Source organism: Streptomyces sp. NBC_00012 (assembly GCF_045040875.1).
Taxonomy (GTDB): domain Bacteria; phylum Actinomycetota; class Actinomycetes; order Streptomycetales; family Streptomycetaceae; genus Streptomyces.
Genome location: NZ_CP108309.1, coordinates 6,075,645 through 6,090,233 on the forward strand (window position 1 = coordinate 6,075,645; position 14,589 = coordinate 6,090,233).

Here is a 14,589-nt window from a genome sequence, read left to right on the forward strand (position 1 = left end):
TCGGATGCCAACGCAAGTGGAGGCGCCGGCATGTGCCGGCCCCCAAGGAAACCAATGGGAGGACTCGTGGGAGTCAGCCTCAGCAAGGGCGGCAACGTCTCGCTGACCAAGGCCGCACCGAACCTGACCGCGGTCGTGGTCGGTCTCGGCTGGGACGCTCGCACCACCACCGGTGGTGACTTCGACCTCGACGCCAGCGCACTGCTGACGAACGCCGAGGGCAAGGTCGGCAGCGACGGAAACTTCGTCTTCTTCAACAACCTCAAGAGCCCCGACGGTTCCGTCGAGCACACCGGTGACAACCTCACCGGTGAGGGCGAGGGCGACGACGAGGTCATCAAGGTGAACCTGGCCGGTGTCCCGGCCGATGTCGACAAGATCGTCTTCCCGGTCTCGATCTACGAGGCCGAGACCCGGCAGCAGAGCTTCGGCCAGGTGCGCAACGCGTACATCCGCGTGGTCAACCAGGCCGACAACAGCGAGCTGGCCCGCTACGACCTCAGCGAGGACGCCTCGACGGAGACCGCCATGGTCTTCGGCGAGCTGTACCGCAACGGGGCGGAGTGGAAGTTCCGTGCCATCGGTCAGGGGTACGCCTCGGGGCTGCGCGGCATCGCGCAGGACTTCGGCGTCAACGTCTGAGTGGGCGCGACCGGGCCGGGCCGTCGAGGCGCGGCCCGGGTCACGCCGGCAGTACCCCGTCCGGCGCCGCACCCCTGTGCGGCGCCGGACGCGCTCGACAGACGGCTCGGGGGCCTGGACGGCTCGACGGAGCCGGCAGACGGTTCATCGAATCGGGGAGGACACACACCATGGGCGTCACGCTCGCCAAGGGAGGCAATGTCTCCCTCTCCAAGGCCGCACCCAACCTCACCCAGGTACTGGTCGGGCTCGGCTGGGACGCACGATCCACCACGGGTGCCGACTTCGACCTCGACGCCAGCGCGCTGCTGTGCCAGTCGGGCCGGGTGCTCGGTGACGAATGGTTCGTGTTCTACAACAACCTCACGAGCCCCGACGGCTCCGTGGAGCACACCGGTGACAACCTCACGGGTGAGGGCGAGGGCGACGACGAATCGGTCATCGTGAATCTCACCCAGGTACCGGCGCACTGCGACAAGATCATTTTCCCGGTCTCGATCCATGAGGCCGACAGCAGGGGCCAGACCTTCGGCCAGGTCAGCAACGCGTTCATCCGCGTGGTGAACCAGGCGGACGGCCAGGAACTCGCGCGTTACGACCTCAGCGAAGACGCCTCGACGGAAACCGCGATGATCTTCGGTGAGCTCTATCGGTACAACGGCGAGTGGAAGTTCCGAGCAGTGGGACAGGGGTACGCGTCCGGGCTGCGCGGTATCGCTCTAGACTTCGGGGTCAACGTTTCGTAAAGCCGCGCACGGCGCGGGGGAGCCCCGTACATCTCGGGGGAGACCCGTTACATACACGATGGGGTAAGCCAGTGCTTCTGAAAACCTTCGGCTGGTCGTTCGCGGTTACCGCGCTCGGCCTGGTCGCAGCGGTGATCTACGGGGGGTGGGAAGCCTTCGGTGTCGTCGCGATTCTTTCCGTCCTGGAGATCTCGCTGTCCTTCGACAATGCGGTGGTCAACGCCGGAATCCTGAAGAAGATGAATGCCTTCTGGCAGAAGATCTTCCTCACGATCGGCGTGCTCATCGCGGTCTTCGGTATGCGGCTGGTCTTCCCCGTCGTGATCGTGGCCATCACCGCCAAGCTGGGTCCGATCGAGGCTGTCGATCTTTCCTTCAACCAGCCCGACCGTTACCAGGAACTGGTCACGGACGCCCACCCGGCGATCGCCGCCTTCGGTGGAATGTTCCTGCTGATGATCTTCCTCGACTTCATTTTCGAGGACCGTGACATCCAGTGGCTGCGCTGGATCGAGCGCCCGCTCGCCAAGCTCGGCAAGGTCGACATGCTCTCGGTCTGCATCGCGCTGATCGTGCTGCTGATCTCGGCCATGACCTTCGCCACCAACGCGCACCAGCACGGCGGCGGCCACGCGGACAAGGCGGAGACCGTCCTGCTCTCCGGCATCGCGGGTCTGATCACCTACCTCATCGTCGGCGGTCTCTCCGGCTTCTTCGAGAACAAGCTGGAGGAGGAGGAAGAGCGCGAGCACGAGGCCGAGGAAGAGGCCAAGCGGTCCGGCAAGAAGGTTTCTTCCGTCGTACTCGCCGGCAAGGCCGCGTTCTTCATGTTCCTCTACCTGGAAGTGCTCGACGCCTCCTTCTCGTTCGACGGCGTCATCGGTGCCTTCGCCGTCACCAACAACATCGTGCTGATGGCCCTCGGCCTCGGTATCGGCGCCATGTACGTCCGTTCGCTCACGGTCTACCTGGTCCGTCAGGGCACCCTGGACGACTACGTCTACCTGGAGCACGGCGCCCACTACGCCATCGGCGCGCTGGCCGTGCTCCTGCTCGTCACCATCCAGTACCAGATCAACGAGCTCATCACCGGCCTGACCGGCGTCGTGCTGATCGCCTGGTCGTTCTGGTCCTCGGTCCGGCGCAACAAGGCGCTGGAAGCCGAAGGCGGCGAAGGAGAGGGTTCCAAGGCGGAAGTCCCGTCCGGGGTGTGACCCGGTAGGGATTGAGGAACGCTCTCAAGCGGGGCGGTCCGTGAGGCAACGGTTCTCCGGAGACATCCGGACCCGGCCCCGCGGCCGCCCCGCAGTGCTGTGGGCGTCCCCGGCGAGGCACGGGGCGGCCACGGGACCGGGGCACTTTTCTACTGAGATGCATGGGGGTTGGGGATGGCGTTCTGGGACGGCCTGTGGCCGCGGCGGGAGGCACAGTTCGAGTCGGGCAGCGCGGCGACCAGCTCCATCGTGCTGACCCGGCGGCACGCCACGGTCTCGCTCACCAAGCAGGGGGCGCTGACCGGTAATCTGCGGGTCAACCTCTCCTGGCAGATGCGTACGTCGGACATCATGGGCCGGTCGCGGCAGAGCGGCCGGCTGCTGCGGCCGCTGAAGCTCTTCCAGCCCGATGTGGTCCAGGCGCACACCCAGGGCATGGTCAACGTCGACCTGGACCTGGGCTGCATGTACGAGCTGAAGGACGGCACCAAGGGTGTGGTCCAGCCGCTGGGCAACCTCATCGGCGATCTGAACGGGCCGCCGTACATCCGGCTCAGCGGGGACGACCGCTTCGGGGCGCCCTCGGGTGAGACCGTCTACGTCAATCTCGACCAGCGCGACGAGATCAAACGGCTGCTGTTCTTCGTCTACATCTACGACCAGACACCGGCCTTCGACCGTACGCACGCCAAGGTGACGCTCTACCCGGGCAACGGCCCGCGGATCGAGATCGAGCTCGACGAGCGGGCCCCGCAGGCCCGCTCCTGCGCCGTGTTCACGGTGGAGAACATCAAGGACGAGCTGATCGTGCGGCGCGAGGTGAAGTTCGTCTACGGATTCCAGTCGGAGCTGGACCGGTTGTACGGCTTCGGCATGCAGTGGGGACGCGGCTACAAGTCCCGGACCTGAGCGGCGCCCCGGCGCATGGTGCCGGGGCGGGCGCTTCGGATCGGTGGTGGTGCCGGTGGTGCCGACGCCGATGCCTGTGTAGCTCCGGCTTCGCCTCCGGCCTCAGGATCGTACGAACTGCGGTCCCTGCGGCGGCAGCACGAAATTCGGGTCCGGGGCGGGTGCCGCGGCGGCGGCCGGCTGCGGATAGCCGTGGGCCGGCTGGGCGGCGGCGGGCTGGGGGTACCCGTATGCGGGCTGGGGAGCCGGCTGGGCCGCGGCGGGCTGCGGATAGCCGTACGCGGGCTGTTGGTGCTGGACCGTGACCTGTGAGTCGGGGCCGGGCGCCGTCGCCGGAGGGAAATGCGGCGCGGGCGGGAACCCGGGCGCTGTTACCGGCGCGGGCGCGGGGGGTGCCGCCTGCGACGGGGCCGGGTCGGCCGCGGTCTCGTCGACCGAGATGCCGAAGGCTGTCGCCAGCCCGACCAACCCGGTCGGATAGCCCTGCCCCACGGCTCGGAATTTCCAGCCATCGCCGCGCCGGTAGAGCTCGCCGCAGATGATCGCCGTCTCCTCGCCGGTCTCGGGCCGCACGTCGAAGACCGCGAGCGGCTCACCGCCGGCCGACGCCGAGTCGTACAGCAGGATGCGCAGATCGCGCACCTGAGCGAATGCGGCGCCGTCGGAGGACGCGGCGACGACCACCTGCTCGACCGAGGCGTCCAGCCCGCCCAGGTCGGCCTCGATGGTGTCCGTGAGCCCCTCGGGGAGGCTGCGCTTCGGCAGCCGTCGTACCAGGCCGGAGGGGTGGCGGGGCTGGTTGTAGAAGACGAAGTCCTCGTCCGAGCGCACGCGGCCACCGGCTCCGAGCAGCAGGGCCGAGGCGTCCACATCCGGAACTCCGGCGCCCGGGGTCCAGCACAGCACGGCCCTCACGGCCATGGCGTCCAGAGGGACGTTCGAGCCTTTCACCATCGCGTGCGTCATGCCCGTCATCCTGCCTGCTGGCTGCCCGCGCGGACAACGCGGGGGTCGTACCGGATGTCTTCGGGGCGCGCCGGAAGAAGACGGTCCGAGGCGTTCCGACCCATCGGGAAATGGACGAGTTACCCGGAATTCATGCACGTGGGGAACTCTTGACACCCGTCCGTACGTACTATTACCGGCCATGCGTTTTCCGGCCGGTCGGTCAGTTCGGGGGAGTTACATGCGTCATTTCGGGCATATTGCGCCCGCTACGAGGGAGGGGCTGTTCTTCCAGGAGCCGTGCGAGTTCGGTCCGGATTCGTCGGCCCGCGTGCTGTCGGCCGCCCTGGGAGCGACCCTGTACAGCCCCGCCACCCGTCCCAGACTTGCTGACGACGTCATCAAGCAGGCCGGGCGTGGCGTTGTCTCGATGGTGCTGTGCCTGGAGGATTCGATCGACGACTCCGAGGTCGCCGGTGCCGAGGAGAACCTGGTCAGACAGTTCGCCGACCTCGGCGCGCGCGGTGTCGAGGTGCCGCTGCTTTTCATCCGGGTCCGGGAGCCGGGTCAGATGGGCGACCTGGTGCACCGTCTCGGTGACACGGTCCGGATGTTGTCTGGTTTTGTACTTCCGAAGTTCACCGAAGAGCGTGGTGTGCCCTTCATGGAAGCGCTCACCAACGCCGAAAAGGCATGCGGGCGGCGCCTGTTCGCGATGCCCGTTCTCGAATCGCCCGAGCTGCTGCATCTGGAGACCCGGGGCGAAACGCTCCAGGGAATAGCCCGCACCGTCGACAAGTACCGCGACCGGGTGCTCGCGCTGCGGCTCGGCGTCACCGACTTCTGCTCGGCGTACGGACTGCGCAGGGCGCCTGACATGACGGCGTACGACGTGCACATCGTCGGCGCCGTCATCGCCGACGTGGTCAACGTGCTGGGCCGCGCGGACGGCACCGGCTTCACGATCACCGGGCCGGTGTGGGAGTACTTCCGGCTCCAGGAGCGCATGTTCAAGCCCCAGCTGCGCCGCAGCCCCTTCCTGGAGGGCCGGGCCGAGGAGCTGCGCACGGCGCTGATCGAGCACGATCTGGACGGCCTGCTGCGCGAGATCGAGCTCGACCGGGCCAACGGCCTGCTCGGCAAGACCTGCATCCACCCCTCGCACGTCGCACCCGTGCACGCGCTGTCCGTGGTCAGCCACGAGGAGTACAGCGACGCGAAGGACATCCTGCGGCCGGAGCGCGGCGGCGGTGGAGTCATGCGCTCCGCGTACACGAACAAGATGAACGAGGTGAAGCCGCACCGCGCCTGGGCCGAGCGGACCCTGCTGCGGGCCGAGGTCTTCGGCGTGGCCAGGCAGGACGCCGGCTTCGTGGAGCTGCTGGCCGCGGGCCTGGCGGAGTGAGCGCGCTGCGGGGCGCGAAGGCGTCCCGCTGATCGAGCGCGAGATGAACGGCAAACGAGATGAACGGCAAGGCCGACGGCCGGCAACGGCAGAGCGGCCGGACGGCGGACGACGAGCAGTAACGGCAGAGCGGCCGGACGGCGGACGACGGCTGGCAACGGCAGAGCGGCCGGACGAGCGGCAACGGCAGAGAAGGAGACGGCGGACGTGGTGTGGTCGGGCAGCTGGGTGGCGGAACGACTGGGCGTCGAGCTCGTCGGCGACGGGACGCCCGACGGCGACAGGGAGCTGAAGGACCTGCTGGGGCTCGCCCTGCGCCGCAACCCCAAGCGGGCCCATCTCCTCGTGTCGAACGTGCTCGGCAAGCATGTGCCGCAGAAGCCCTCCGTGGTGTACGGCGCCGGATTCGAGCTCGGCCGGCGGGTGCGCGAACTCCTCGGTGACACCGAGGCGCGCCGCGCCGTCGTGCTCGGTTACGCGGAGACGGCCACCGGCCTCGGCCACGCGGTCGCCGACGGGCTGGGCGTGGCACCGTACCTCCACTCGACCCGCCGCCCCGTCGAGGGCGTGGTGCGTGCGGGCGGCTTCGAGGAGTCCCACTCGCACGCCACCTCGCATCTGCTGCTCCCGGAGGACCCGGACCTGCTGGCGGGCGATCGCGGCCCGGCATCCTCGCCGGCCGCCGTCTCCGATGCGCCGCTGGTGCTGGTGGACGACGAGTTCTCCACGGGCAACACCGTGCTCAACACCATCCGCGCACTGCACGAGCGCTATCCGCGGAGCCGATACGTCATCGTCGCCCTGGTGGACATGAGGTCGCCGGACGACCGGGGACGGCTGGCCGAGTTCGCCGCGGAGATCGGTGCTCGCGTCGACCTGGTGGCGCGCGGCTCGGGCACGGTCACCCTCCCGGAGGGCGTCCTGGAGAAGGGCCAGGCACTGGTCGCCGCGCACGAGTCGGAGCCCGAGGCAGCCGGCGGGCACGAGAAGGCAGGCCCCGTCGCCGCGGAGGCGGCCGGCCCTGCCGCCGACGCCTCGTCCGCCACTCCCGCCCCCGGCCTCCGGCCCTGCACCCGGGTGGATCTCCGGTGGCCCGCCGGTGTGCCCGACGGCGGACGGCACGGCTTCACCCCCGCCCACCGGGCCACCCTGGAACCCGCCCTCCCCGCCATGGCCGCCCGCATGGCCGGAGCCCTGGGCGACGCCCGCCGCGTACTGGTCCTCGGCTTCGAGGAGCTGATGTACGCCCCCCTGCGGCTGGGCACGGCCCTGGAGGACCACACCGACGCCGAGGTGCGCTACTCCACCACCACGCGTTCGCCCGTCCTCGCCGTGGACGACCCGGGCTATGCGATACGGACCCGGCTGGTCTTCCCGGCACATGACAACCCGGCCGACGGGCCCGGCTACCGGTACGCGTACAACGTCGCGGGCGCCGGTTTCGACGCCGTGGTGCTCGCCGTCGACTCCGCCGCCGACACCCCTGAACTCCACGCCCCCGACGGCCTGTTGGCGCAGCTCGCCGCCCACACCGACCATGTCCTGCTCGCGGTCGTCCCCTCGTACATACCCTCGTACGCCCGGTCGGCCCCCGACCCGTACGCCTCCGAACGGCAGGAACCCCCCATGCTGCCCGAGCCCCTCCGCGGCCCCGACTTCTCCTCCTACGCGCCCGACGAGGTCGGCTGGCTGCTCCAGGACCTCTCGGACACCGAGCTGGAGGCGCCCACCGAGGAGCGCGAGGAGGCGATACAGAGCGGCGGCGCGCATTACGCCGAGTCGCTGCCGGTCGAGTACCAGCCGTCCGCCCAGTACCAGGAGCTGTTCGGGGCGGCGCTGGAGCTGTCGGCCGCCCGCGTCGCCCGCGCCGTCGGCACCGTCACCGAGACGGTCCTCGCCGAACGGACCCCCCGCCCGGTGCTGGTCTCGCTCGCCAGGGCCGGCACGCCCGTCGGCGTGCTGATGCGCCGCTGGGCCCGGCACCGGCACGGAATCGATCTGCCGCACTACGCCGTCTCCATCGTGCGGGGCCGCGGCATCGACGCCAACGCCCTGCGCTGGCTGGCCGCCCACCACGACCCGGCGGACGTCGTCTTCGTCGACGGCTGGACCGGCAAGGGCGCGATCACCCGTGAACTGTCCGCGGCGCTCGCCGAGTTCGACGGGTTCGACCCGGAGATCGCGGTACTGGCCGACCCGGGCGGCTGCGTCCGCACCTACGGCACCCGCGAGGACTTCCTGATCCCGTCCGCCTGCCTCAACTCCACGGTCTCCGGGCTGATCTCGCGGACCGTCCTGCGTGCCGACCTGGTCGGACCCGAGGACTTCCACGGAGCGAAGTTCTACCGGGAGCTCGCGGACACCGATGTGTCCGGCCACTTCCTCGACACCGTCGCCGCCCACTTCGACGCGGTCGTCGACGCCGTGGACGCCGAGGTCAAGGAGCTGCTCGCAGCCGATCGCGCGCCCACCTGGGAGGGCTGGGCCGCGGTGGAGCGCATCAGCGAGGAGTACGGCATCCACGACGTGAACCTCGTCAAGCCGGGCGTCGGCGAGACCACCCGCGTACTGCTGCGCCGCGTCCCGTGGAAGATCCTCGCCAAGCGCGGCGCGGGCGCGGACCTCGAGCACATCCGTCTGCTGGCCGAGCAGCGCGGCGTACCGGTGGAGGAGGTCGACGGACTCCCGTACACCTGCGTCGGTCTGATCCACCCGAAGTACACCAGGGGCGCGACGGGCGCGGACGGCAAGGCGGTGGAGTCCAAGTGACCACCCCCGCGCCCCCGGCGACGGCCGATGCCGGCGCCCCCGTGACGCTCGTCGCCAGCGACCTCGACCGCACCCTGATCTACTCCTCCGCAGCGCTTCAGCTCGCCGTGCCGGACGCCGAGGCCCCCCGGCTGCTCTGCGTGGAGGTGTACGACCACAAGCCGCTCTCCTACGTGACGGAGACGGCGGCGGCACTGCTCGACGAACTGGCCCGCACCACGGTCTTCGTCCCGACGACCACCCGCACCCGCGAACAGTACGGACGCGTCCACCTGCCCGGTCCCGCACCCCGGTTCGCGATCTGCGCCAACGGGGGACACCTGCTCGTCGACGGCGAGTCCGACCCCGACTGGCAACGGCAGGTGGCCCGCAGGCTCGCCGAGGAATGCGCGTCCCTCGCCGAGGTCCGTGCCCACCTCCTGGCCGCGGCAGACCCCGCCTGGCTGCTCAAGGAACGGGTCGCCGAGGACCTCTTCGCCTATCTCGTGGTGGAACGCCCGCTGCTGCCCGAGGACTGGGTCAAGGAACTGGGGGAGTGGGCGCTGACGCGTGGCTGGACGGTCTCCCTCCAGGGCCGCAAGATCTACGCGGTTCCCGGCCCGCTCACCAAGAGCGCCGCCATGAACGAGGTGGCCCGGCGCACCGGCGCCACACTCACCCTCGCCGCCGGTGACAGCCTCCTGGACGCCGACCTGCTCCTCGCGGCCGACCGCGCCTGGCGCCCGGCCCACGGCGAACTGGCCGACTCCGGCTGGAGCGCCCCGCACGCCGAAGTGACGGCCGGGCGCGGTGTGGCGGCGGGCGAGGAGATCCTCCGGCACTTCCTCCGGGCCGCCGGTGAGGCAAGATCGTCCTGACACCGGACGGAGACGTCACCGGCCGATCGACGGACGAGGAGCGCAGCATGACCAAGGGCAACGAAACCAAGATCACGGACGAGCTGTACGCGTACATGCTGGCGCACAACCCACCGCTCGATCCGGTGCAGCGCGAGCTCGTCGAGACCACGTACGCACGCCTGCCCGAGCACGCCGGCATGCAGTCGGCCGAGGAACAGGGACCGCTCCTCGCCTTCCTCGTCCGGCTGACCGGGGCCCGGCACATCGTGGAGGTCGGGACGTTCACCGGGTTCTCCGCCCTGTCGATGGCGCAGGCGCTGCCCGCCGACGGCCGGCTGATCGCCTGCGACATCTCGGAGGAGTGGACCGCCTACGGCCGGGAGGCATGGGAGAAGGCGGGTGTCGCGGACCGGATCGAGCTCCGTATCGCCCCCGCGCTCGACACACTGCGGTCGATGCCGGCCGAGCCGCACATCGATCTCGCCTACCTGGACGCGGACAAGGGCAACTACATCCCGTACTGGGAGGAGCTGGTGCCCCGGATGCGGCAGGGCGGCCTGATCGTCACGGACAACGTGCTCTTCCACGGCGGGGTGACCGACCCGCGCGCGACCGGCGCGGCGGCGGCGATCAAGGAGTTCAACGACCATGTGGCCGCCGATCCGCGGATGGACAGCGTGCTGCTGACCGTGTCCGACGGCCTGACCCTCTCCCGCAAGCGTTAGAGCCCGTCCGGCGGATCAGGGCCGAGCAGGCCCTGGCGGTGGCCCCGGACGGCCCGGGGCCACCCGCTCTCAGCCGCAGCAGCCCCCGCCGCAGCAGCCGCCCCCGCCGCCACCGGCCGACGGAGCGGCGGGAGCGGACTTGGCGGACGACCCGCCGACGGCCACGGTGGAGAGCAGCTTCACGGTGTCGGAGTGCCCGGCGGGGCAGGAGGCCGGGTCGGAGGACTGGGCCATCGGGCGGCTGAGTTCGAACGTGTCTCCGCAGGAGCGGCAGCGGAATTCGTAACGAGGCATGGCCCCAGGCTAACCGTGACCGGCGGGCCCAGGAGCTACGCCGGACAACCGGCATCGGCTGCGTGGTCGCTCTCCGGCTCAGCCGCATTTCCTGCTCGGCCTCCTCGGGGTGGCGCGCCCGCCAGTACGGGTTGTCGTGCGGAAGGCCGCCGCTGACCCGCCCGTACATCCCGAAGACCATCAGCATCAGGCCGACCACGAAGCTGAACAGCACGTTCTGGATCTGGAAGGCGAGGAAGTTGTAGTCGGTCTCCAGCAGCGCGAGATTGACGAAGCCGCTGAGGATGAAGGCGATGCCCAGAACCATGTTGAGCGTCGAGGCGAAGTTGCCGCCGATCACCATCCCGATGAACAGGAGCAGGCCGACGCAGATGGACAGGACGCTCAGGGCGCCGTTGGTGTTGAGGCCCGCGACGGTGGCTCCGCCGGTGCTGAAGAAACCGATCCTGTTGATCAGTCCCAGGACACCGAAGGCGAGCAGCACCAGCCCCATCAGCCCCGCTCCGACCCGGTAGACGCGGCTGAGCCGGTGATCGACCGGCAGATGCTTGTCGAGCCGGGTGGCCTTGCGGCGGCGGGGGGCCCGTCGCCCCGTGGGGTGCAGCACATGGGTGGCCATGTCGCTCGTCTCCTTCGGGCGTACTACCAGGATCCGCCCCAGGTGCCGCCGCCGCACACGGGAGAACGCGATCCGTGGCCGTTGGCTCATCGGCGAGTCGCCGCCGCGCACGGGAGGAACGCGAGAACGCGATCCGTGGCCGTTGGCGCACCGGCGAGTCGCCGCCGCACACCGGAGAACGCGAGAACGCGAGGAGCCGTGGTGCGGAGCCCGGACGGCTCACGCGCCCGCCCCGCGCTCCTCACGGATCTCGGAGACCACCCGCGCGGCCGTCCGCCGCACCGCCTCGGTCTCGGTCAGGAAGTGCCAGTAGTCGGGGTGACGCCCGTCGAGCGCGGCGACGGCGCGATCCAGCCGGGCCACGGCATCGTCCAGCGGCCGGGCATGGCGCGGATCGGGTGTGCTGCGGCCGTCCATGGCCAGGCGCTGCGCGTCGCGGACCGCGAACCGGGTCCGCTGGATCTCCTGCTGCGGATCCTTGGCCACTGCGTCCAGCCGGTGCAGCCGGTCACCGGCCGCGGACACCGCCTCGTCCGTCGCGTTCAGCAAGGCGCGGACGGTGCTCAGCCGGGACGTCGCATCGGCCCACCGCTGCTCGTCCCGCGCCTGGGTGGCCTCCTTCAGCTTCTCCTCGGCCTGCCGCACATTGACGGCCGCCTGCTCGGGAACGGGCTGGAGATCCTGCCAGCACACAGCCGAGAACCGCCGCCGCAACTCGCTCAGCACCGGCTCCACCGACCCCGCCCGGGTGGTCAATGCCTGGGCACGCGTACGCAACGACACCAGCCGGTGGTCGATCTCGGCGGCCCGCTCGGGCAGCTTGGCCGCCTCGGCCCGCACCGCCTCGGCATCGCGCAGCACCCGGTCGGCACGCTCCAGGGTCTCCGGAACGCCGTGCCGGCCGGCGCCCTGGTTGAGCTTGGTCAGCTCGGGAGCGAGAGCCGCCAGGCGGGCAGCGAGCTCATCCGCGCGCAGCCCGGACGCGCGCACCGTGTCCAGAGCGTTGCTCGCACCCAGCAACGCCTGCCGGGCCCGCTCCACGGCGGGCGCGAGCCGCGCGAGCTGCGTCTCCGCGCTGCCCAGCAGCGGACCGAGACCCTGCGCGAACCGGTCCAGCTCGGCCTTGACCCGTACCAGCTCGTCCTTGGCCGTGGTCAGCTCGGCCCGCGCGCGGGAGGCGACCGACGGCTCCAGATCGTCCCGGTCCAGATCGTGCGCGTCGACCGCGGTGATGTATGTGTGGCTGGCCTCGTCGATCCGCCGCCCCAGGGCCGCGAAGTCGTCCACGGCCTTGCGCGCGGCGGGCGAGCTGTCCACCGCGGTGATCGTCTCGATCGAGATCCGCAGATCGCGCTGGGCCGTGTCCAGCTCGTAGAAGGCCGAAGCGGCGGCGTCCTTCGCGGCCTGCGCCTCGGCGCGCTGGCTCTCCCCGCGCCCGCCGAACCAGCGCCTCGTACCGCCACCGGCGAAGGCGGCCGGCAACGCGGCGGCGAGCAGCGGTACCGGCAACAGCATCAGCGCGAAGACATCCCTGACGGCGGAACCCCCACCCGCTCTCGCCCGCGGCTGCGCGTGTGTCGCCGTCACATCCCTCTCCCGTGCCGTTTCGCCCTGCCCGGTACATTCTCCCACCAGGTAAGGACGAACACACGGGCCGGTTAGTTCGCGCTCCGGACGGTGACTTTGCCGTTGTCGCTCCGGGCCTTCACCACATGACCGCTGCCGTCGCCGCGCGGCACCTCCACCGAGGTGCGCCCGTTGTCGGCGGTGGCATCCACCGTGTACTTCGTGGCGCCGCCCGGCAGATCGATGGTGATCGCGCCGTTGTCGCTCACGGCGTCCACGAGATCCGGCACGGCCGTGAACCCCAGCCGGATCCTGCCGTTGTCGGACCGCGCCGAGACGGACTTCGCCGAGATCCCCTCGGCGACGATGTCCCCGTTGTCGCTCTTCAGCTCCAGAGGCCCGGTGGAGTCCCGGACGGTCACCCTTCCGTTGTCGGCGCCGAGCGTGAGCGGGGTGCGGAAGCCGGAGGCGACGACCTTCCCGTTGTCCCCCTCGACGACCACCGCCACCCCGCGCGGCACCTTCACCTGATGCTCCGCCTGACAGTCGCTGATCAGCGCCTCGCACTTCACTCCGAGGGTGAGCGTGCCGTCCCGCATCTCCCACCGGGGATCGGGCCCGTTCCCGAACATCACCCAACCGTCGAACCGGCGGGTCACCTCGACCTCCTTCACATCGGCCGGCATGAGCTCCAGCGAGGACTGCCCGGAACGGATGGTCAGCGTCTTCCCGCTCAACGCGAACGACTTGTGCTCGGCAGGCGCTTCGCTGACGTCCGTACTGCCACAACCGGAGAGGACAAGGGCCATGAGCACGGCGCCACCGGACGCGATGAGAGTGCGGGTGCGGACTGCCACGATGATCTTTCCCCCAGGTCGTACGGCGGATGCTCCGATGCTGCGACCCTCACCGTACGTACGCGCCCGCCCCACCGGAATCCGGACGGCCACCGTACGAGGGGTGGGGATAACCCCCGACCGACCCCTGCGTGAGAGCCCCGCCCGACCGAGCCTGCGTGAGAGCCCCGACCGGCACCTGCGTGAGCCCTGACCGGCACCCGTGCGGAGCCTGACCGGCACCCGTGCGGAGCCCGACCGGCACCCGCACGGAGCCCGACCGGCACCCGCACGGAGGCCGTCGTCACCTCGTCGACGGGCGCCCCCGTCGCTGCCGCCGGGAATCGTTTGTGACCACGGGCCGTAGTCCATGTACGCTGTTGCCTCATCCACGGGTGCGTAGCTCAGGGGTAGAGCGCTGCTCTTACAAAGCAGATGTCGGCGGTTCGAAACCGTCCGCGCCCACCAGTGCAAAGGCCCCCAACCGATCATGGTTGGGGGCCTTTGACATCTACTTCTGACATCAACGGGTGCGGTCGGTCATGGGCGTGGTCACTCACGGCCGGGACGCCGCTTGAGCATGCGGTCCAGGTGACTCACTGCCTCGCGCTGGGTGTCCTGGACGACGTGGGTCGTCAGCCAGCCGCCTTGGCGATGATGCGCTCCATCTCCTCTGGGCCGAAGGCCCGCAGAGTCGTGGAACGGACGTTGCCCACCCCACCGAGCTGCAGGAGTGCTGCCGTGGCAGTTTCGTCGTCGGGCGCCTCGACGATGGCCACGAGGTCGTACGGACCGACGGTCCAGTAGATGCTCAGGAGCTTCGCCCCGAGCTTCTGTACCGCTGACCCGAAGGCCTCGGAGCGCTTTGCGGTGTCGTTGTAGTTTCGGACCCCTTGATCGGTCCAGCTCAGCAAGGTGACGTACGTCGGCATGTTCTTTCACCTTCACGAGGAGACACATCGTGAGGATAATCCTGGACATTTGGGCTAGAACCTGCACGAGATACGCACCCGAACGAGCAATACGAGCGACCACAGGCATCGAGGGGCAGGCTGACACCAACGACAGCGGACACCAACG

Annotated in this window: 13 protein-coding genes, 1 tRNA gene and 1 pseudogene; 9 read left to right on the forward strand and 6 right to left on the reverse strand. The window is 69.9% G+C overall.

All coding sequences use genetic code 11. From position 1 onward, the window contains the following. The first annotated feature begins 66 nt into the window (after window positions 1–66). From OHA19_RS27870 to OHA19_RS27885, 4 genes are all read left to right on the forward strand, one after another. Window positions 67–642 carry a TerD family protein gene (locus tag OHA19_RS27870; RefSeq protein WP_037696943.1) on the forward strand — a complete coding sequence of 192 codons (576 nt, stop codon included), beginning with the start codon at window positions 67–69 and terminating at the stop codon, window positions 640–642. Between the two features lie 170 nt (window positions 643–812). Beyond that, window positions 813–1,388 carry a TerD family protein gene (locus OHA19_RS27875; RefSeq protein ID WP_405712303.1) on the forward strand — a complete coding sequence of 192 codons (576 nt, stop codon included), beginning with the start codon at window positions 813–815 and terminating at the stop codon, window positions 1,386–1,388. Between the two features lie 71 nt (window positions 1,389–1,459). Then, window positions 1,460–2,602, forward strand: a complete 1,143-nt coding sequence (locus OHA19_RS27880) for a DUF475 domain-containing protein (RefSeq protein WP_405712301.1) — start codon at window positions 1,460–1,462, stop codon at window positions 2,600–2,602. A 174-nt stretch (window positions 2,603–2,776) separates the two neighbouring features. Then, on the forward strand, window positions 2,777–3,511 hold the full coding sequence (locus tag OHA19_RS27885) for a Tellurium resistance (protein ID WP_405712299.1): 735 nt from the start codon (window positions 2,777–2,779) through the stop codon (window positions 3,509–3,511). A 102-nt stretch (window positions 3,512–3,613) separates the two neighbouring features. Here the strand turns inward: OHA19_RS27885 and OHA19_RS27890 are convergent, their stop codons facing one another. Further along, window positions 3,614–4,477 (reverse strand): TerD family protein, encoded by an 864-nt coding sequence (locus tag OHA19_RS27890; protein ID WP_405712298.1) that lies wholly within the window; start codon window positions 4,475–4,477, stop codon window positions 3,614–3,616. A gap of 220 nt (window positions 4,478–4,697) precedes the next feature. Between OHA19_RS27890 and OHA19_RS27895 the strand changes: the two genes are divergently transcribed. From OHA19_RS27895 to OHA19_RS27910, 4 genes are all read left to right on the forward strand, one after another. Continuing rightward, complete coding sequence (locus OHA19_RS27895; RefSeq protein WP_405712296.1) at window positions 4,698–5,861, forward strand: HpcH/HpaI aldolase/citrate lyase family protein; 1,164 nt, start codon at window positions 4,698–4,700, stop codon at window positions 5,859–5,861. Between the two features lie 207 nt (window positions 5,862–6,068). Beyond that, window positions 6,069–8,630 carry a phosphoribosyltransferase gene (locus OHA19_RS27900; protein ID WP_405712294.1) on the forward strand — a complete coding sequence of 854 codons (2,562 nt, stop codon included), beginning with the start codon at window positions 6,069–6,071 and terminating at the stop codon, window positions 8,628–8,630. Then, window positions 8,627–9,487: an HAD family hydrolase gene (locus tag OHA19_RS27905; protein ID WP_405712292.1), complete on the forward strand. Its 861-nt coding sequence runs from the start codon at window positions 8,627–8,629 to the stop codon at window positions 9,485–9,487. The genes OHA19_RS27900 and OHA19_RS27905 overlap by 4 nt, the downstream gene beginning before the upstream one ends. A 47-nt stretch (window positions 9,488–9,534) precedes the next feature. Next, window positions 9,535–10,194 (forward strand): O-methyltransferase, encoded by a 660-nt coding sequence (locus OHA19_RS27910; RefSeq protein WP_405712290.1) that lies wholly within the window; start codon window positions 9,535–9,537, stop codon window positions 10,192–10,194. Between the two features lie 69 nt (window positions 10,195–10,263). On the opposite strand, the gene OHA19_RS27915 is transcribed toward OHA19_RS27910, so the two are convergent. From OHA19_RS27915 to OHA19_RS27930, 4 genes and pseudogenes are all read right to left on the reverse strand, one after another. Further along, a complete protein-coding gene (locus OHA19_RS27915) occupies window positions 10,264–10,488 on the reverse strand; it encodes a zinc ribbon domain-containing protein (RefSeq protein ID WP_093542989.1) in 225 nt (74 codons plus the stop codon). Between the two features lie 82 nt (window positions 10,489–10,570). Next, window positions 10,571–11,107: pseudogene (locus tag OHA19_RS27920) on the reverse strand (DUF4383 domain-containing protein); the annotation flags it as partial. A gap of 219 nt (window positions 11,108–11,326) precedes the next feature. Further along, window positions 11,327–12,694 (reverse strand): hypothetical protein, encoded by a 1,368-nt coding sequence (locus OHA19_RS27925; RefSeq protein ID WP_405712288.1) that lies wholly within the window; start codon window positions 12,692–12,694, stop codon window positions 11,327–11,329. A gap of 71 nt (window positions 12,695–12,765) precedes the next feature. Next, a complete protein-coding gene (locus OHA19_RS27930; RefSeq protein WP_405721418.1) occupies window positions 12,766–13,482 on the reverse strand; it encodes a DUF4097 family beta strand repeat-containing protein in 717 nt (238 codons plus the stop codon). Window positions 13,483–13,902: 420 nt separating this feature from the next. On the opposite strand from OHA19_RS27930, the gene OHA19_RS27935 reads away from it, so the two are divergent. Beyond that, window positions 13,903–13,977, forward strand: a tRNA-Val gene (locus tag OHA19_RS27935). Between the two features lie 167 nt (window positions 13,978–14,144). Here OHA19_RS27935 and OHA19_RS27940 read toward each other — a convergent pair. Then, window positions 14,145–14,441 (reverse strand): GYD domain-containing protein, encoded by a 297-nt coding sequence (locus tag OHA19_RS27940; RefSeq protein ID WP_405712286.1) that lies wholly within the window; start codon window positions 14,439–14,441, stop codon window positions 14,145–14,147. Window positions 14,442–14,589: the final 148 nt, after the last annotated feature.

Excerpts from the sequence above, each read along its gene's own strand:
- OHA19_RS27875 (WP_405712303.1), top strand. The coding sequence starts at position 813 with ATGGGCGTCACGCTCGCCAAGGGAGGCAATGTCTCCCTCTCCAAGGCC.
- OHA19_RS27885 (WP_405712299.1), top strand. The coding sequence starts at position 2,777 with ATGGCGTTCTGGGACGGCCTGTGGCCGCGGCGGGAGGCACAGTTCGAG.
- OHA19_RS27890 (WP_405712298.1), bottom strand. The coding sequence starts at position 4,477 with ATGACGCACGCGATGGTGAAAGGCTCGAACGTCCCTCTGGACGCCATG.
- OHA19_RS27895 (WP_405712296.1), top strand. The coding sequence starts at position 4,698 with ATGCGTCATTTCGGGCATATTGCGCCCGCTACGAGGGAGGGGCTGTTC.
- OHA19_RS27910 (WP_405712290.1), top strand. The coding sequence starts at position 9,535 with ATGACCAAGGGCAACGAAACCAAGATCACGGACGAGCTGTACGCGTAC.
- OHA19_RS27915 (WP_093542989.1), bottom strand. The coding sequence starts at position 10,488 with ATGCCTCGTTACGAATTCCGCTGCCGCTCCTGCGGAGACACGTTCGAA.
- OHA19_RS27930 (WP_405721418.1), bottom strand. The coding sequence starts at position 13,482 with ATGGCCCTTGTCCTCTCCGGTTGTGGCAGTACGGACGTCAGCGAAGCG.
- OHA19_RS27940 (WP_405712286.1), bottom strand. The coding sequence starts at position 14,441 with ATGCCGACGTACGTCACCTTGCTGAGCTGGACCGATCAAGGGGTCCGA.